At 57.7% G+C, this 19,191-nt stretch carries 13 protein-coding genes and 1 pseudogene; 11 read left to right on the plus strand and 3 right to left on the minus strand.

Annotation, left to right across the window (positions count from 1 at the left end; translation table 11 throughout):
- The first annotated feature begins 138 nt into the window (after positions 1–138).
- The gene (locus EN852_RS17270; protein WP_024505378.1) at positions 139–942 is read left to right on the plus strand and encodes a hypothetical protein; all 804 of its coding nucleotides are present in this window, start codon (positions 139–141) and stop codon (positions 940–942) included.
- 525 nt (positions 943–1,467) lie between these two features.
- Here EN852_RS17270 and EN852_RS17275 read toward each other — a convergent pair.
- Positions 1,468–3,582: a hypothetical protein gene (locus tag EN852_RS17275; RefSeq protein ID WP_245454733.1), complete on the minus strand. Its 2,115-nt coding sequence runs from the start codon at positions 3,580–3,582 to the stop codon at positions 1,468–1,470.
- Positions 3,583–4,930: 1,348 nt separating this feature from the next.
- Here EN852_RS17275 and EN852_RS17280 point away from each other — a divergent pair.
- The 6 genes from EN852_RS17280 (at position 4,931) to EN852_RS17305 (ending at position 10,839) form a co-directional block, all read left to right on the plus strand.
- A complete protein-coding gene (locus tag EN852_RS17280; RefSeq protein WP_081714433.1) occupies positions 4,931–5,260 on the plus strand; it encodes a hypothetical protein in 330 nt (109 codons plus the stop codon).
- Between the two features lie 71 nt (positions 5,261–5,331).
- Positions 5,332–5,574, plus strand: a complete 243-nt coding sequence (locus tag EN852_RS42375; protein WP_224570034.1) for a nodulation protein NopA — start codon at positions 5,332–5,334, stop codon at positions 5,572–5,574.
- Positions 5,575–5,691: 117 nt separating this feature from the next.
- Complete coding sequence (locus tag EN852_RS17290; RefSeq protein ID WP_024505382.1) at positions 5,692–6,582, plus strand: hypothetical protein; 891 nt, start codon at positions 5,692–5,694, stop codon at positions 6,580–6,582.
- 232 nt (positions 6,583–6,814) lie between these two features.
- The gene (sctV, locus tag EN852_RS17295) at positions 6,815–8,878 is read left to right on the plus strand and encodes a type III secretion system export apparatus subunit SctV (protein WP_024505383.1); all 2,064 of its coding nucleotides are present in this window, start codon (positions 6,815–6,817) and stop codon (positions 8,876–8,878) included.
- 53 nt (positions 8,879–8,931) lie between these two features.
- Positions 8,932–9,474 (plus strand): tetratricopeptide repeat protein, encoded by a 543-nt coding sequence (locus EN852_RS17300; protein ID WP_081714429.1) that lies wholly within the window; start codon positions 8,932–8,934, stop codon positions 9,472–9,474.
- A gap of 894 nt (positions 9,475–10,368) precedes the next feature.
- Positions 10,369–10,839 carry a MucR family transcriptional regulator gene (locus EN852_RS17305; RefSeq protein ID WP_024505385.1) on the plus strand — a complete coding sequence of 157 codons (471 nt, stop codon included), beginning with the start codon at positions 10,369–10,371 and terminating at the stop codon, positions 10,837–10,839.
- A 228-nt stretch (positions 10,840–11,067) separates the two neighbouring features.
- On the opposite strand, the gene EN852_RS17310 is transcribed toward EN852_RS17305, so the two are convergent.
- Entirely contained in the window at positions 11,068–11,280 is a 213-nt protein-coding gene (locus EN852_RS17310) for a cold-shock protein (protein ID WP_127249593.1), read from the minus strand.
- Between the two features lie 1,542 nt (positions 11,281–12,822).
- Complete coding sequence (locus EN852_RS17315) at positions 12,823–13,944, minus strand: DUF418 domain-containing protein (protein WP_126097377.1); 1,122 nt, start codon at positions 13,942–13,944, stop codon at positions 12,823–12,825.
- Positions 13,945–14,698: 754 nt separating this feature from the next.
- Between EN852_RS17315 and EN852_RS17320 the strand changes: the two genes are divergently transcribed.
- The 4 genes and pseudogenes from EN852_RS17320 to EN852_RS17335 all read left to right on the plus strand — a co-directional run bounded on the left by EN852_RS17320 (position 14,699) and on the right by EN852_RS17335 (position 18,440).
- A complete protein-coding gene (locus tag EN852_RS17320; protein ID WP_245458615.1) occupies positions 14,699–15,157 on the plus strand; it encodes a response regulator transcription factor in 459 nt (152 codons plus the stop codon).
- 244 nt (positions 15,158–15,401) lie between these two features.
- Positions 15,402–15,836: pseudogene (locus EN852_RS17325) on the plus strand (helix-turn-helix domain-containing protein); the annotation flags it as partial.
- 619 nt (positions 15,837–16,455) lie between these two features.
- Entirely contained in the window at positions 16,456–17,115 is a 660-nt protein-coding gene (locus EN852_RS17330; RefSeq protein WP_126097376.1) for a response regulator transcription factor, read from the plus strand.
- 14 nt (positions 17,116–17,129) lie between these two features.
- Positions 17,130–18,440, plus strand: a complete 1,311-nt coding sequence (locus EN852_RS17335) for a HAMP domain-containing sensor histidine kinase (RefSeq protein ID WP_189546021.1) — start codon at positions 17,130–17,132, stop codon at positions 18,438–18,440.
- The last annotated feature ends 751 nt before the right edge of the window (positions 18,441–19,191 follow it).

A 19,191-nucleotide genomic window follows, 5' to 3' on the forward strand; every position in this document is an offset into this window, starting at 1 on the left:
GGTTTTGAGGCCGGCAGTGCGGATTTGATTGGTGCAGCCGTTGGAATGCCCTCGTCAGCTAGTCGTCAACTAAGCGCCCTATGTTGAACAGCCGTGCTAACTTGAGCTCGGTTGCGAAACATAGGAGTACGAATCGTCATGTATGGTCGAATTGGTGGCTCATCCGATAGTTACCGCGCGCATAATGCCGGCGAGCAATCGGATGCAGGAAGCGAAGGGTTCGCGGACACATTTGCCCGAATGCACTTATCCGGATCGGAAGGTAGCGGCGCCTCATCATCGGCGGCTCCCCAAGCATACTCCCTCAATTCCCGACCTCCTGTGGTGGAGATCAACAGGACTTCCTTCAGGAGACAGGTGAGGCAATTTCATGGTGATGAAATCACGCACATCGCCGACAATCCTCAAGAGTATTCGGAGTTCGTATCGTCACGAGCCAGGCGCACCGCGGACGTTGCTCAGCAATATGGCATCCGTCGAGATACGGAGCACGCGCGATATTTCAGTTACCAATTGGGAGACCGGAGTGCCGGACTGCTGAGAATGGAAGGCGGATTCAGCATGAACGAGTTCGAATCGGAAAGTTGGCGGGAACAATTTCCTGGTCGAACTGAGGTCACTTCCATAGTGGATCTTCAAGTCGCCCATCCGCTCGTCGAAAATGCGGGCGATATTCTGCTGGAGCATCAACTTCGGATAGACGGCGACCGACCGTTGCTGAATTGGCGTGCGGCTAATCCGGAAGCACAAGCGCGCGCGCAGACGATGGGGTTTGTTGAAGTGGATCATGGCGACCTGGTGCTTGACCCTACGCAGCATCCCGACAAATGGACGAAGAACAGTGCCGGTGAGTGGCAGCGTGCAGGCAAACCTCCACTCTATCTCCACAAAACCGAGGATAGCGACAGCAGCGATAGCGGGTCCGACGACGATTTCATGTGATTTGTCGACCCGCCGCCGAGCCTTGCAACTGGTGACGGTTGCAAGGCTGTTGGCAGTGAATGCTAATTGTCCGGCGACAGCCCCGCCTTAGCGCCAGCGCCGCCGAGCAATCCAGCCCATCTCCCAGACAATAAACTGCGGATGCGCATCGTGGGTGCTTGCGAGCGGATTGTATTCGGGCCGGAACTCCGCCTCTTGGAACCGAGCTCTCCCGAATCCAATTTTCTCCACCACACCGTTGGGTCGTTGCGATGCGCCGATCCCGATCGGATCGGCTATGCCTGCTCCGCGCTCGCAGGAAGACCTTCCGCCTCGATCTTGGCGGCGCGATCTCGGCGATAAGTTGGATGGGAGGCAAGATACGCCGCCACGTCAACAGCCGGTAACGCGACATCGCAAATCGGCCCTGACGGTAGCCGATCGACTCCAATCGCCGGACCGCAACTCGCGCAGCGGCATTCGCGGTTTGGCCAGGAGAAATGCTCGCTGACTCACAGCGTGGCCGGCCGCATTCTGAGTGCCCTGTCATGCAGCCTGCGCCGACGGGAGCTCGGCACGCGAATGGCGTGGTTGGCGGCCAAGCCCTGAGGTCAACAAGGACTTACAGAAAGCGGGGGTGAGTTTGCCGCGATGAATTATGACCTTCTCGCGACCGGACCTAGCATCGGCTTCCTCTCGCTCTCGATTGTAGCCGCGCTGTTCGTTGGATTTAACGTGGCAAGCGGTGAATTCGGAATCAGCCAGCCCTTCCAAGTTTCTGGCCATGACGGGGCGACTCGTGTGGATGTGCACCCACATCGGGCTCGGCATCGCACCATTGACCAGCATCTTGGGCTGCAGCTTCATCTCAAACAGCTTTCCTGGCTCGCCACGCAGCGCGACCGGTGCCTCCGGCGGCATCAATTCGTCGGCATTGCACAAATGTTCCAGGTATTTTTGCGCCGGAAATGCGTAGGTCTTCATGCAATCAGTCGTAATGCCGGCTTTTCCTTCATTCAATGCGTTGGCCTGTCCCAGCACCATGTTCAGCAACCCTTTGAGCTGGTCTGTGCGTTCGTGCACTTTGGGTAGCTGGGTGGAGGTGAGTAGCAGGCGTACATTACGCCCCTGCAACCCGGCGAGACAGGTTTGCATCTCAATGGCCTGGGCTCGCAGGTACTGGGCCACATCGTCCACGACCTTACCGGCCTCCTCAGGCTTCATCTGGCGCACTTGGGAGACGACGCTTTGCTGACCGGCCAGATCGAACTGCAAAAGTTCGTCCAATCGTTTGAGCCGCTCCGTCAATACCTCCATTGACAACGCGGCGCCCCCGATTGTCGAGCCTGCCCCCGACGAACTCGCAGCCACCTCTTGCGCTCTCACCTGTGTACTCGCAACTTGATCCGAGCGCGCGAGAACCTTGGCTGCTGGCACTGTGCCGGCGTTCGCAGCGACTGGTGTTGATGGCTGCCCGGCGGCAGAAGTCCCGGCGCGAGCTGCCGACTTATGCTTTGACTTCCCTTTCCTTCGCGCTGTAGTGCCTTCTGACACTGCAGCCGTACCAGCAGTGCCAGCCGGTATCGCAGCGCCTGCCCTGGCCGGCATCGCAGCGCCCGCCTGGGCCTGTGGCGCCATGATGGCTGACGGCGGAGACTGCAGGTTCAACAAGTGCATGGCATCGTGCGCAGTGATCCATGCATCGTCCACGATCCGTTCGAACAGTTTCAATGGGAGGCCGGCATCTGGGTAGGTATGGCTTAGCTTGGTATGCACCTCGTGCAACGCCAATCCAAAATCCGAAAGCCGCTCCATGATTTTTTCTACAACCGCGCAATCATGAGCGTTGAGTGTTTTGCCATCATCCATTATGCCCTTCGCCAAAGAGAGGGCGCGAAGAGCTTCTTGAGCGGCGCTTGCCATCAGCTGCACCACTCCATTTCGACCGACGAGGAGTTCCTTCAAATCTGGCTCGAACCTGCTCGCCCGCAGTTCAATCTTGGCCCGCGCAAGACCGATCCGCTCACGGACCAGCCAGATCCTGACACTCAGTACCGAGCCGGCACGCAGCCGCAGTGCGCACCGCTCGGCTTCCCGCATCACGGGCGTTCCACTGGATAGGCTAGCGGTGGCAGCGCAGGCGGATCGCTGCCGTTCGGAGCGCCATGCCTTTTTTTCCCACCACTTAATTGCCGCCGTATGGTGGTTCTCCACATTTAAAATCAACAGCTCCTGCCGGTCCGCCTGGGAGTAGGAGTAGAGTTTATCGACCATACCTGCCGCTTTCTTGGTCTTTTTGTCCAATTTCGTGATCGTCGACAGGCCAAGTTTGTCTACTTCATTCGCGGCGTCGCACACGATCTGGCAACATCTACGCACCTTGTCGTCTGGCATAATTGTCTGCGCCTCAGCCGCAGGCAGGCTAGCGCGGTACTCCAGAATTGCTGAGGCTGCATCGACGACCCGACTGATCAGCTCCACCGCCTCCTCGGGGACGTCGGTTTTCCTGGCCGCAGCCTCGCAATCAGTCAGTTGTTGAACAAGACTGTTCATTCTGAGCTGTGTCGGACTGATATCTTCATTTGACGATGAGCTGGTGCCTTCCACCTGCGCGGTTGATAGTTGGCTACCGACCGGCGCCATGGCTTCGCCCTCAGACATGGAGGGAGAACCGCGCCGCCTTGCGGCTGCGCCACGTGGCGCTACGGTTCCGCGTGGTGGCGCAGCGGCTCCACGTCGCGGTGTGTTCAGGATTTGATCTTCGCCAATCGAGGCGCCTGGCAGACTTTCGCGGGCATCGCCTGGACCGCGCGCAACTGGAAGGGAGGAGGGCCTCCTATCGGCGTCCCCAGAGCGCATCTGCTCCACAACGGAATCGAATGACTGTCCACCTTCTCCCGCAGCAAGACTTGATTGCGAAAGGGAACTGCTCGCCCGCCCCGCGCGGCTGGCTCCAGTTTCAGCCTGCGATTTCCGTGGTCGGCCAATGCCCTTCATATTGCGTCTCCGTAGTAGGCGAGAATGTGCTGCTATTGTGCTGGCGGCTGACGAGACCAGCGGCATCTTTCGGTTAACGTCACGGTCAGCCAGACCCGCGACGGCGTAATGTTCCCGCCAAAGTGCTTCTCAGTAGCAGGCCAAGATTGGCCCGAGCTCACAGGACTTTCGCAACGTTGCCATCGATGTCCTGAGATTATCAGCGCTTCAGTCCGCCGATTTCCAGGAACAGCGAATGAAATCAGACCAACTCGGCTAGCTCCCCTTCCTAGACACGTGCCTGACGATTTTATTGATGCGTCACTCCTCTCGTTCGCCACCGACAAAGTCACACATTTGCTTCAGAGAAGCGTGTGCGTTGCGTATCACGCGGACCATTTCGATCTATAGTTACAAAAAGTGTCGAGACGGGACCTTTGGATCCGAAGGTCAGGCACGGCCGGCCTAGATAGACCGCTTGGCTGACGATTAGCTGACGATGGGAGTTCTCACGAACAGGGCAAGAAAATCCGACCGCTTCAAGCTTTCGATATGGTGAGAAGAGGATCCGCACCGGCCTCCCAAAGCCGGCAGACCATCCCATGTTCGTACGGTCGCCGACCTTCTCGAAGCCAATGAGCTCACCGCGCCGGGCCGTGATGTGCAGGCGAGAGAATGGTGATGCAAAGACCGAGTTCCTGCTCGTTGCGTGCGCCCGTGGAGCCAGCAAGAATACGGTCATTGCGGTCATGCAGCACGTGGACCGTGTCTCCTGTTCGACACCACAGCATCGAGGATGCAAACGAGCTGCTGCGGCTGCCATTCGGTCGCGGCATGCGTGGACGGCGGGATTGGCCGAACAGCCGAGATCGTGGTCGACTGTTCGATGCGAGAGCAACATCCTGCAGAGCATACGTTTTTGCGCTGGCCGGTTTTTGTCAAAAGCCGTCAGGTTCTCGAAAGCTCCCGCCCTTAGCTTGATCGAGGCTAACCTTTAACACGTCGCCGCCAATGGCAAATGCCGGAGTACCTGATGATAGCAGCAATTGGGAGTGGAGTTGGCAACCTCGGGACTTCCTTGATCCGAAAGGGCCATGGGGATTCGAAATCCGAGCATTCTGGTGATGGCAAGCCGGCTGATGGCAATGATGGCAAGCCAGCTGGTGGGAATGATGGCAAGGCAGCTGGCGGGAACGATCGGGCGGATAACCGGACCGTTTCAAATGATCAACTTCAAGACAACTCACAGTCTGCAGCACAAAGTGAAGCCTTCCAAAGTATCCTGCGATCGTTCGCGTTCCAATTCGCGAACGATGCGATGGCTGAGGCCGATGAAGCTTTGGATGACACAGAAGATGCCTGACGCGGGAAATCCGGCGTGAGGTCATACAGGCCGTTATTGACGGCACAACTCCAACAGAAAAAGGAATGATCATGGCTGCAGTTGATAATAATAAAAAATCAGGCAATACCAATACCAGTAGCGCCGGCAATACCGATAAAACTAACAGTGGCACTCCCGGCAATACAAGCGGAGCTGATGCTACTGCTTTTCAGGCGCAAGTGCAGGAACTAACCAATGTTAGCTTGGAGGCGACGAAAAGGAGTGTCCAGTTGCGCACTCTAACGACCAATCTCCAGACCATCAAGAAGGCCGCCGACGAACGCGTTTCGTAATGTCGGAAGCGGGTTTTAGACTGCCCCCTAGCGCGTCTCCTTATTGACGCGACGTAGTCCCGAAATGAGCCGCATGGCAATTGCCATGCGGCTTCTATCCTGTTTGAGAGATGCTCTGTGGATGACGCCGTTTCCCTCCGTTTCGAAGTGCGTTCGGGGCACTATTGCGGTCTGACCGGCAAGACGGATCTTCAAAAGTGTTTAATCGGCAGCGGCTTCGATGCCGATTTGGTCTTTGTCGAGCAGGGACTGGCACCGCATCACCTTCGTGTAACTCTTCTTGGCAAGTCGATCGAACTGGAGGCGCTTGCACCCGGACTCAGTATCGAGGGCAACCGGAATATCGCCGCAGGCCAGTCCGTTGTTGTGCCCCTTCCTGTCGTCCTGCTCGTAGGCGAGATGTCCATTGCTTTGTCCGTGCAGGATGCAGAGCCGCCTGGTTCGACCGGCATACCGCGCCTACCGATCGGTGTGCTCGCCATGGTCATAATCAGCTCACTCGGGATCGGCGCGCTTTCAGGCACGATCTCCTATCTTGGCAATGCAAGTGGATCGAGCCCCAATTCACTTCGGGCTGAAGTCGCGTCCAGAACGATCAGTCACCGCGCTGACAATGAACTTACGGAGGCAGCGGCCCAAGAGCTGCAGGAGGAAGTCGATCGAGCGGGTCTTCTCGACGTCAAGATTGGGTCGGCAAAGGGTGTTGTGACCGCCGAAGGCACCGTCACGTCTGAATCGGTCATCAGCTGGCAGAAGCTTCAGCAATCGTTCGATCGTCGCACCAAGGGTACTCTAACACTGGTGAACGGAGTGCTCATCAAAGAGGAGAAGGCGCCATCCGCAATCGCGGTCGAAGCTGTGTGGCATGGGGTCCAACCATATATTGTCATCGACAGCGAGAAGTATTTTGTCGGCGCCATTTTGGCTGATGGATGGGTGGTCGAACGTATTGAGGACAGCCGTGTGCTGCTGAGCAGGAATGGCCGCATTGCTGCTCTCCAATATTGAAAGCTCGCAGGCCCCATCAAGCAGCACTCTATGGCCAGCCAAACATCCTGTCGCGCTCGGTGCTGACAAGCTGGCTGCGTTGGAAACATTTGCTGCCCAGCCATTTCGCGCCTGCTTGTGGCTCTCATGCAGGGTCACGCGCTGGCCAAGGCTGAGGCGCCTTCGGAGTTCGAAAGCCACGTTTCATGGCGTAACAGCAGAGTAAGTCTCAACCGATTGCAAAGGTGTCTCGATGGCCAACGTCCTGCGTGACTTCATCAAGCGTGCGCCGGCCAGCCCGGATTTAATGGTTGCGTTGATGCTGCTTCTGGCTGTCGCGATGATGGTCATGCCTATCCCGGTCGTGGTGGTCGACGCCCTGATAGGATTCAATATGGGGTTGGCCATACTGCTGATGATGGTTGCCCTGTATGTCAGTACTCCACTTGATTTTTCCTCTTTGCCCGGCGTTATTTTGATTTCCACTGTATTCCGTCTCGCGCTCACGGTCGCAACGACGCGACTGATCCTGGCCGAGGGGGAGGCCGGCAGCATTATTCATACTTTTGGCGATTTCGTCATTTCAGGCAATATCGTGGTGGGTTTCGTCATATTTCTGGTCGTCACCATGGTGCAATTCATGGTCCTCGCGAAGGGTGCCGAACGGGTGGCAGAAGTGGCGGCGCGTTTCACGCTGGATGCTCTGCCGGGCAAGCAAATGGCGGTCGACGCAGAGCTACGCAACGGCCACATCGATGCCAACGAATCCCGCCGGCGGCGCGCCGAATTGGAGAAGGAAAGCCAACTCTATGGCGCGATGGACGGCGCGATGAAATTTGTGAAGGGCGATTCCATCGCCGGGCTGGTGGTTATCTGCATCAACATGCTGGGTGGAATTTCGATCGGCCTGCTCTCCAAGGGCATGTCCTTCGGCGAGGTACTGCATCACTACACTCTGCTGACGATAGGCGATGCATTGATATCGCAGATTCCGGCCCTTCTGCTCTCCATTACTGCGGCGACCATCGTCACCCGTGTGACTGGGACGGCGAGGATCAACCTCGGTACAGAAATGGTCAGTCAGCTCACGGCCAGCACTCGAGCCTTGCGACTGGCGGCCGGCGTCCTGGTTGTAATGGGGTTCGTTCCTGGGTTTCCCCTCCCCGTCTTTCTGATGCTGGCCGCAGTGTTCGCTGCGGTAAGCATTGTCAAGGCTGATGTGCTGGGCGCCGGCACTGCCGATGCGAAAGGTGGAACTGCAGCGGAGCCTAAGCAAGCCGCGCCTGCGAAGGAATTCCCGATCGCATTTTTTCTAGCGCCAGATCTTATGCAGGCGGTCGATCAAGCCGAATTGCAAAAACATATTGGGCGCGTTTCGCTCCTGGTCACAGCCGATCTGGGCATTATCGTTCCTCGCATCCCTGTCTTGGTTGACGAGCAGCTGCCTGAATCGCAATTCCGAATTGATGTCGAGGGCGTGCCAGTCGAACAGGACGCCTTAGATCCAAACCAGATGGCGCTCCGAGCCGATGTAGCGCACGTCGACTCGAGCGGTGTCCCCCTTAGACGTGAGCCGAAAACGGACACACTCCCGGTTGAACATACCCCTGCAAAGGCCCTTACGGGCGCCGGCACGGAGCATAGGGCTCCCGGCGAACTCCTCGCCTTGCGCGTCCATGCAGCGTTGACCCGCTACGCACCGCGATTGGTGGGCATCCAAGAGACCCGACATTTCCTGGGCCGAATGGAGCAGGAATATTCTGAGCTTGTGAAAGAGGTGCTACGCACGACGCCGATTCCTCGGATTGCCGATGTTCTGCGCCGCCTCCTGGAGGAAGGTATCCCAATCCGCCACACCCGTCTCGTGTTGGAGGCATTGGCCGAATGGAGCGAGCGTGAGCAGAACGTTGCCCTGCTGACGGAATATGTCCGTTCTGGTTTGAAGCGACAGATCTGCCACCGCCATGCCAACACGGAGGGCATCGTGTCCGCCCTGGTCGTCGAGCGCGAGAGCGAGGATGTGATGCGTGGCGCGGTTCGAGATTCGGATGCAGGCCCCTATCTCGCACTGGAGGATCGGCAAAGCGAAGCGATGCTATCACAGATACGTCAGGTCCTTTCGAACGCAGAACCGGGTCAAACCCGCCCTATTCTGTTGACGTCGATGGATGTCCGACGTTTCGTCCGCGGCTTTCTGACGCGAAACGGGGTTGATCTCGCCGTGCTGTCTTATCAAGACCTCGCCTCCGACTTTACAATTCGCCCCGCAGGATCCGTCACACTCCCGCACGGATCGAACAGCGGATTGTTAGAGTAGTCCCACCTTTCCTAACTGAACGCCACGCGCCTCCCCGATAACTGAGAGATAACATGAATAGTAATACAGTTTCTCCATCGCCTATGTTTCTGCGCCGGAACTCACTTCTTTTTGCCGTACTCGCCATTCTGCCTTTGGGCGGTTGCGCCAGCTGGCAAAAGCCGGCTCTTTCCGTGCAGGAGACATCTTCCCCCGAGTTGCTCAGCGCCGATCAAATCGATCCGGCTATGCGCGAACGCATTTTGCGCGAAGTTGGTCAGGATGTTCAAGAGCGGGCTTTGCGGGATGAGGTGAAGCAGCACCCGGACAATGTTGATGCGGCGATACGACTTACAAATGCCTTGGTGGGCCAGAAGCGCCCGCACGAAGCGGTTGAGGTGCTCGACAGCGTCTTGGTTGCAGCCCCAGGAAACGTACGTGCATTGAATGCGAAGGGCGTGATTTTGGACATTGAGGGGCGGCATGACGCGGCACAGGCCCTGTATCGGCGAGCTCTCGAAAACGAGCCAGGCAATCAGATGGTGCAGCATAACTTCAATCTGTCGCTTGCCTTTAACGGCAAGTCCAAACAACCAAGGTTAGCACGATCGCAATAGGTGGGCACAGTGCATGCGCAGCCTGTTCCCCGGCTCGAACACGCGCTCGGCTCCCATCATAGATGGCCCCCTGAAGAGAGCCATATCTATGCAAAACAGTTGCTCCAGATCTGGCCGGCAGAGATCGGCAGGAGAGCCGGATGACATCACGCGGCCACCCGCAAGGCCACCCGCCTCGCTTCGTTGCCAGAGCGCCCTCTCCCTCGCCGGTCACCGTCTCGCAATGCGGCGACCTGGCTTAAGGCGGTCGACCGAGCGCCCGATGCAGTAGCCATGAATACGTAACGCAGCGATGGACCCGCCGGATCGTGTCGCGCTTGTGCTGGCCGTCCCTGCCATTACAGCACGGTGATTGTAGCTGGATCCTATTCTAGAGGCATCGATGGTGTGGATGCCTTCGATCCAAACAATCGATTTGTTGAATTCGTCCGCCTGAGGAAATTAGCTGCGGCGATCCGACTTCCGACGCCTGCAGGCGCAAAACCAACAGCGTGAGCGCTGCGGGTCCGGAGGCAGGCTGCAAAGTGCAATCACCAGCGCTGATAAGCGGCAAGTGAAGAATGTATCGCTCGGGCGACTCCTGTGTTGTGCACGGTTGCCCCGCGAGGTGAACTGTAGCAGCTTGGCAGCTCAGCGTTCACGAAAGGAGAAAAGATTTGGGGCCAAGCAAAGACCGGCTTTTTTGATTGTCTTGCTGTATCGCTATGGTGGGGCGGGCGCGACCGCTCCCATAATTCAATACGCTGCCTTTAGCGATGGACGATGACGGGATGCGTCGCCGAGACTTCAATGGTGGAGGAGCAGCGCACCCGTCGATCCATTTGCTTTCAGCGGCAACCGCCACTATGAAGCGACACTTCGCCCAACTGTGTTTCAAGCTGCCCGGAGAAGTTTATGACAGAAGAACCCCACAAGACCGACATCCTCATCGAGCTCACTGCCGATGTTGTATCAGCCTACGTCTCCAACAACCCCGTCCCGGCGGGGGAGCTTCCTGCCCTGATCGCCCAAGTGCACGGGGCTCTAAACGGCACGGCTGGACTCATACCGGCAGAAGAGCCTGTGCCTGTAAAAAAACCTGCTGTCCCGATCAAAAAGTCGATCGAACCGGACTACATCATTAGCCTTGAAGACGGCAAGAAATTCAAATCGCTAAAGCGCCATCTGGCGACGCACTATGGTCTGACCCCAGACGAATATCGCGCCAAATGGGGTCTGCCGTCGGATTATCCCATGGTGGCGCCGAATTACGCCGCTGCGCGCTCCGCCTTGGCCAAGACCATGGGACTCGGCCGCAAACCGAAAGAGCCGGAAGCCCCAGCCACGGCGCCGGCGAAACGGACCCGCAAGAAGGTCGCAGCCTAAATCCGTATTAACAGTCGTTCGGACGCGCAGCAGCCGTTGGCCCAATCTGCGCGGAATCAAAGGGCGGGGATGAGCCCCGCCTTTCCCGTCCAAGAGCCTCATTTCCAGAGTAATTCATGATGGCTCCAGCAATCCCTGCCGCGGCATTAACTTGCATGCTCCGGCCCGGGTTTCGAGCCGTCAATGCGTTCCGGCGATGACGAACCTTGCCAAGGCTTTCCCGGACCGTTAGCCAACCTTGCTGAGGCTGCCTGCAGAGGACTTTCCCGTGCGGCGATCCTGTTCCACCTCGTAGTTGATCTTCTGGCCCTCATTAAGGGTCGACAGGCCCGCTCGTTCAACAGCGGAAATGTGGACAAAGACATCCTGACCGCCGTTGTCAGGCTGAATAAAACCAAAACCCTTCGTGCTGTTGAACCACTTCACCGTTCCAGTCGCCATATCCATTCCTTTGTAATAAGTCGCAACTTAGGCAGGCCATTCACGCCAGCCTGATTTGTACACGAGACTTTAGGCGCATCAAAATCGGAAAATTGCAAGGCCCACTCGATCGCCTGATCTCCAGCAGCAACTGCAACATATGCGAGGCGCGTGCCAGACGAGGCGTATGCCAGACGTTTCGTCGTGCCCTGTCGCTCGAACGTTGACAGAAACAATGACACACCTTGCAAACTCGGCACATCTTGTGGACGTGCTCGGGTCGCTTCTCGACTGCGATACCCGCTCCTGACCGGGTATCGTCGGCCAAAATGAGGGTTTTTGTCATGTGCCGCCAGACCGAAAGATCAGGCGCGCAGCGACCTGCACATTCAAACCGGAACCCGCGAACCTCGATTAGCTTCTGCCTGCTCCGAAGGGCGGTAGCCTGCTCTGAGGCGGGCCACTGTCGGGTTGAAAACCAACTGTCGGGTTCGGAACCCCAGATTGTCGGCAAGGTACGCGCCGCCCACTGGTTGGCCAAAGGGGCACTGGCTCCTGATCCTGCCGCCATGCTCGCCCGATCTCAACCCGATCAAGACAGGTCTGCTCAAAACTCAAGGCGCGGCTGCGGAAGAAGGCGGCCAAAACTTTCGACGCTCTCTGCGGAACTCTCGGCGATATCTGCCAGCTGTTGGAGCCAAATCAAAAACCATTAATTGCGACAGGTGATTTTATGACATTCATTGCGAAGAGGCCAGAATGAACAGCGGAAGAGAGTAGCAGCTCTCTGGCCGCGGCGAGGTGGATCGTCGACACGATCGGCACCTGGCCCGTGCGGGGATCGCACCGCAGCCAGCACCAGAGCCAGACCTTGACCGCTTGCCTTGCTCAGGCGCCACAACAACGAGTGGCTGGAAGCAGATCCACGTGAACTCAGCGATATCGATCAGACGATGCTTACCCTCATGAAAGCCGATCCCGACGCTGTCCAGCGCCGCGAAATCCTGACCAGCATATGGCGCATCGGATGCCACCGCCTGCACACTCACCATCGACATGCCGGAACTCGGAACCAAAGGCCGCAAGCCTCGCCGGCCTCGGCAAAATGGAGCGGCCGCGCCTTCATCCGGGGCGGCCGGGCCAATGTTCGCCAGGCCCTCTACATGCCCGGCCTTCGCCCTGCGCTTCAACCCCGACCTCAAGGCAAAATACCAGGCGCTAAAGGCGGCAGGCAAACCCGCAAAGGTCATCATCTTGTTGCGAAAGCTCCTCATCCTAGCAAACGCTCTCCTCAAGGCGCAGCGAAAATGGCCCCTAAAACCCTTGACCGAAACGGATACCTTAGCCTTTCAGGTGAGGCGGGCCGAGATAGACCAACCGCGGGTTTAACTTCGCGAGTTTAAGCTGATTATGCCGATGCAACTCTAGCGCCTGCGCGACCGTTTTAGCTTCCATCAACAAGGCGGCAGGGTGGGAGGAAGTACCCTCCCCTGCCGCGAACAAGCTTTGGACAAAGCCCCACCTTGTCCGTAATGTGATCGGGAGGCCGGGGCGCGGCGGTGCTCAGCGGATGTGACGCGCGAGATCTGCGACCCTACCCATCAGCACTTCCACCGGTCCTCGCTGGAAGACGCGCAGCCAAAGCACCGCAAAAGTGCTGATAACCACAACGAAGCCAAAGAGCGTGGACAGGCTCTCGTCTTTGAAAATGTTTATCTTCATAAGATAGGCTATTCCCGCAATGTGCAGCACATAGGCCGTCAAAGACATCGAGCCGACTGCGATTATTGGCCAGACCAGCTTTCGCAGACGCGGGAGCGCATCCACAGCGAGCATGCAAGCCGCCAAGATGATCATTGCGCAACCGGTGCTGCCCACGATCGAAAGCGTCGTTTCGCTATGAGGTGCGGCTATCCATGACGACTTGACTATAAATGACGACTTGGAAGGCTCAAAAGCGCCGTCAACGTCAGACCACCACAAGGAGGTTTCAGTCAAAGCGCGGGAACTCAGCGCGAGCAAGGATCCCCCATGGCCCAACACGGCCAGCGCGACCCCCGCCAGACCAAGGCGCCAATGCGCTGCTAGCGTATTAAGATTAAGGCGCGCGATGGCCATGCCAGCGATGAGGAAAGGAACCCAGGTCACCGCGGGATAGTAGCCGTTGACCATGAGGTTGAAGACCGGGTCGAGGAGGTTGGGGGCAACCGACAGAAGGGAGGAACGGACTTGCGGGAGAACTAATGCCGTAGCGGCAGCGATCAAGCCCAGCTGATATGCGCTGAGCCGATGGAGCGGCAATACCAACAAGAAGCAAATTCCGTAGTATTCTAGGATGACTTCGACCTGGGTACCGAGGCAGCCCAGGATTGAGCCAAGCGCGAGCAAAACAAGGGCACGAATTGCGACTCTGGCGATGGCCTGTCTACCGGCTATCCCCGACTTCGGCGCCTTGCGACCTGTAATCAGGAGGATTGAAAAACCGGCCAATACGGCAAACAGGGCCGACGGCCGCCCATGGGTTAGTTCCATCAGAAACCCGACTAGTCCTCCTTCGCCGGGGTCGGGACCGAGATGGGCGGCATACATCCCGAAGACAGCCAGGCCCCGAGCGAGGTCGATGCCGACCAGCCGATCTACTACCGACCCATTCCTAGCGTCGGCAACCGGTGCCTTCATTACCATGGTAGATTCCCTTGTTGGGTGTGTGGATCGCGGGAGCCGCGATAGGAGAGCCGGTCGGCTGCTGCCGTCGCCTCGTGAAAGGGTTCAAAACATCGCGCCATCTGGCGCATCGAGCCGGCGACAGAGCTGTTCAGCCATTAGCCTGGGGTAAGAACAACAGATCGGCTCACAAAGCCTGTGTCACGGACCTGAAAAGTGGTGTCGCGGAACCGTCGTTTTTTGCATGATGGCTAAGCCGAGAGATCCACTGCACCGACGAGAGACTCAGCGACGTTGGATATCCGATCAGTACGCCGCGGCTCCGCCGGTGACGATCACCCCGGGTGTCAAGGCCAGGGCGTAAACCTGCCATAATCTGTGGTGGTGCGCCCGCGACCAATCCGTTCGACAAAGCTCGGCGCATGGTCGAGCCAATCATATTCTTCCATGTGGCTGTTGCCTGAAAAACCGAAGACGCCGTTCGCTGGTCCAGCTGTTCCAGACCTCGGCCTGCGTCGGTCATTAGAACCGGCGCGCCTGTTTCCCAAATCAATTTGCTGATGCAGCCGCCGGGGGTCACATTGAGCAAAAGTGCCGAGGTCAGGACGGGTTTCATAGGGGCTCTTCGTTTGGCTTTGTTAACGACCCCTTTCTTGCAAGTTGTAGCTGACAGCAGCCTGAAAGCTCCCCAAATAATTCGCTGCCGCCGGTTCAGCCTATTGTCAGCTTCGACCAATAAGATGGGAGCCTTGCCCTCATACCGGAGCTCGGAAGCATGATGCGAATACTGCTCACTGAAGACGATAAGGACCTTGGAAGTGCTATGCACGATCATTTGGTGGCTGGTGGCCACGCGGTCGACTGGGCCAAGAACCTGTCCGAAGCGCGCGATTATGCAGCTGTGGTCGGCTACGACCTTATTTTGCTCGACGTTCACCTGCCGGACGGCAATGGGATCGACTATCTGCGGGAGCTGATCAAGGAACTTGAATCGGCACCGGTCATCATTCTGACAGCCTGCGATCGGATTTCGCATCGCATCGAGGGCTTCAACGCTGGAGCCGACGACTATTTGGTCAAGCCGTTCGATCTGGGGGAACTCTCAGCGCGTATCCATGCAGTGGCACGTCGCCATGGGCATTTTCCGGAGCCGCAATTTTCGGTTGGGACGCTTTCCATACAGGCAGCCGAGCGACGCCTCTTCCGCGAGGGGCAGGAGGTCTACCTGACTTGACGCGGATGGGCGGTGCTCGACTACCGTCTGCCCCAGCCCTGCACGGTCGTTTCAAAAGGGAAGATCGTGGACGCGCTTTTCGGCAGACGGCGCTGATTCATACTCTAAAAGAAAATTCGGCTTCCAGTTGCCTTGGCCATGACTGCCCTTCCCGAGAGATGGGTGACAGTTCATTCCGGATAGATGGGTTAAACTTTCGGCCCTTTGCAAGGAGAGCAAGGTGCCTTGGAAGGAGTGTAACGTCATGGAAGAGCGGCTGAAGTTCGTCGCCCGGCTGCTGGACGGCGAGAAGATGGCGGTGCTTTGCCGGGAGTTCGATATCTCGCGCAAGACCGGCTACAAGATCCTCACGCGCTACAACGACAGCGGCCTGGAGGGGCTGACGGACCGATCGCGGCGGCCCTATCGCCACGCCAATCAGCTTCCGTTTCAAATCGAGAAGCTGATTGTGCGCCTCAAGCAAGACAAGCCGACATGGGGTGCGCCGAAGATACGCGAGCGGCTGGCCCGGCTGTATCCGGATGTGCACCGGCCCGCGATCTCGACCGTGCATGCCGTGCTCGACCGCCACGGCATGGTCGAGCGCCGCAAGCGCAGGCGCAACAGGGCGACGGGGACACCACTTTCAAACGGCTGTCGCCCTAACGATCTTTGGTGTGCCGACTACAAGGGCGAGTTCGGCAGAGAACACGGCCGGGACAGGGGATCACAAACACTTGACCGTTCCAGACCCTGGCAGTGGCGCATCGATTGACCGTTGGCTCTGTTCGTGGGCACCGAAAATAGGGCCTTCTTGGTCCTCGGCAGAGAATATGGCCCGGACGGGGGATAACAAACACTTGACCGTTCCAGACTCTGGCAGTGGCGCATCGATTGACCGTCGACTCTGTTCGCGAGCGCCGAAAATACGGACGACCCCTATGGTCAAAGTGCACTTCTGACCTGCTAGGCACTGTTCGATAACTGGAGGCACCCGCTACGGTGCCCTCGTATTTAAGACACCTGTCAGTTTCAAGCCTGGACATTGACGCGTGGCGCGGCTGCCATTCGTTGACCGCCACGTCGAATTGCCCGCCAACCAGTGTACAGCCGCCGGTGGTCACATTGAGCAAAAGTGCCGAGATCAGGAGGGGTTTCATAGGGGCTCTTCGTTTGGCTTTGTTAACGACCCCTTTCTTGCAATTGTAGCTGACAGCAGCCTGAAAGCCCCCAGATATTCGCTGGCGCCGGTTCAGCCTACTGTCAGCTTCGATCAATAAGGCAGGAGCCTTGCCCTCATACCGGAGCTCGGCAGCCTGATGCGAATACTGCTCATTGAAGACGACGACGACCTTAGAAGTGCTGTGCACGATCATTTGGTGGCTGGTGGCCACGCGGTCGACTGGGCCGAGGGCCTGTCCGGAGCGCGCGGTCATGCAGCTGTGGCCGGCTACGACGTTATTTTGCTCGACGTTCACCTGCCGGACGGCAATGGCATCGACTATCTGCGGGAGCTGATCAAGGGGCTTGATACAACGCCGGTCATCATTCTGACAGCCCGCGATCGGATTTCGCATCGCATCGAGGGGCTCAACGCTGGCGCCGACGACTATTTGGTCAAGCCGTTCGATCTGGGGGAACTCTCGGCACGCATCCGTGCAGTGGCACGTCGCCAAGGGCATTTTCCGGAGCCGCAATTTTCGGTTGGGACGCTTTCCATACAGGCAGCCGAGCGACGCCTCTTCCGCGACGGGCAGGAGGTCCACCTGTCTGGACGCGAATGGGCGGTGCTCGACTGCCTTCTACGCCAGCCCGGTTCGGTCGTTTCAAAGGGGAGGATCGAGCACGCGCTTTATTCATTCAATTCGGAGTTCGAGAGCAACACAGTGGAGGTTTATGTCAGCCGGCTCCGCAAGAAGATCGGCGGGGATAGAATAGCAACCGTGCGTGGCTCCGGATACAGGCTCGTGGTCACATGACGAACTCGAACAGCATGACGAGAAAGCTGCTATCGTGGTTAGGCGGGGCAACGCTCCTGGTTTGGATCGCCGCCCCAACCATGGCTGCGTTCATTTTTTGCAATTATGTAAACGAAAGTTCGGATGACTTGCTCCAGGCGAGCGCAGAGTACAGAGAACCAGAGCTGATCAAGGTCTTGAATGGAAAACACGTTGATCAATACAATAACAACTTTTCCACTTACGAAAAGTACTTTACCTATCGTGAGCAGGTTATTAATAAGTACGGGATAGTGCTTATTTCTGAACCGGAAGAGGGTCAGCAGCCCTTCCCTGATGCTCCCCTGAGTAACGGCTTTTGGGGAAACGCTGATTACCGCGTCTACACAGAGGAGATCCAAGACGGCGTGTATCATCAGTTGGCCGAACCGCTTCATGGCCGCCGTACCACAATCGCGAAGGGCGCACTTTTTGTCTTCCTTCCGACACTCGTGCTCCTGCCCTTTAGCTTAGCTGTTTGGTGGATCGTGATCCGGCGCTCGCTGCGGCCAATCGAGGTACTGCGACAGCAGATCGGATCGCGCGACGGCGGCAATCTGTCACCAATGGACTTGGGCGATTTCCCGGCAGAGTTGGCTCCAATCGCGGCATCCGTCAATCGGCTTCTCGATCGTCTGCGGGCGGCTCTCGAGGCCGAACGCGAGTTCGCCGCAAACAGTGCGCATGAACTGCGCACGCCGATCGCAGGTTCAATCGCTCAGATGCAGAGATTAGTGGCCGAGCTTCCCAATGGGTCGGCCAAAATGCGTGCGCGCGGCATCGAGCAAGCGCTGTCGAGCCTTGGCCGCCTTGTCGAAAAAGTGCTTCAGCTCGCTCAAGCCGAATCGGGGGTTGGCATGGCGGATCACGCGATCGATCTTGTCCGATCGGTTCGGCTGGAAATCGACGACCTGAGGAAAAAGCCGCAATATGCCGGACGCCTGCATCTTAACGTCGACGGCTGCCCCACTTTGATGCGCAAAGTGGATGTCGATGCGTTTGGGATCCTCCTTCGTAACCTGATCGAGAATGCGCTGATACATGGACTGCCCACTGTTCCGACAAGAGTTTCCGTCCAAACTGATGGAACCATCGCTATTGCAAACGCCGGACCGGTGGTGCCCCTCCCCGACCTCGAAGGGCTTACAAAGCGATTTAGTCGTGGTGCTACTCCTGCTGCGGGCTCAGGCCTTGGTCTACATATCGCTAACATGGTTATCCAGCGGATCGGTGGCAGTCTAGAGCTTGCGTCGCCCGCCCGCGGTCGCAATGATGGTTTCGAGGCGATCATACGAATTCCTCAATGACACCGGTGAATTCGACGACATTTGGACACAGGGCGGATTGCTGGCAAGGCTGCTGACATGGCGAACTGTACGGCAGTATGTATACGGCGTAGAAATCGTACTTCACACAACGCATTTCGGCCGCGGCAATCAATGCCGCTATCATCGTCTGAGCAGTTCGATCGAAGCGACACGACATGATCGGCAAAATCGAAGGCTCCGCCTCACCGCTCGCTCGATTTCGCCCGGGGAGAAAAGAGGCCATCCGAGAAAGTGCAAGCCGCCGCGCAAAGGCGACGTGTCCAATTGTCTGGGTGCCCCTGTGCGCCGGCCCGATCGGGTTGGCGCAGGTCCAGTAAGGACCCGGACCAACCATTCCATTTAGACGACCGGCAGGTTTTAATCGGCGTCCGGATCGCCGGCCCAAAATGCCCCAAGTATACGGCTAGAAAGGCTGCCAACGATCGAGCTTTGGTCGGAGGCGTGCTTGTCAGCGTCTTGGGTGCTTGACCGGCCTTTGCAATGGCCATCGCCATCGCAAGTATCGTGCGTGGCCAGTGAGACCGCAATTTCATCAGCCTGGAGCCGACCGTATCGGTGCTTTTTTCTGATTTAGGGATTTTTCGTTTTCCTCTTGGATCATCACGGGTTTGGAGAGGATCTGGTGTTAAGTGCCATTCGGAGCGCCGGCGAACCGCCCGAAATTAATGTGGTCGAGTCATGAAGCCTCCCGAATGCGTTAAACGAGACCCTTTATGGCGGCCCTGGCTGA

The sequence above is a fragment of the Mesorhizobium sp. M2E.F.Ca.ET.209.01.1.1 genome (genome assembly GCF_004010375.2).
GTDB lineage: Bacteria > Pseudomonadota > Alphaproteobacteria > Rhizobiales > Rhizobiaceae > Mesorhizobium.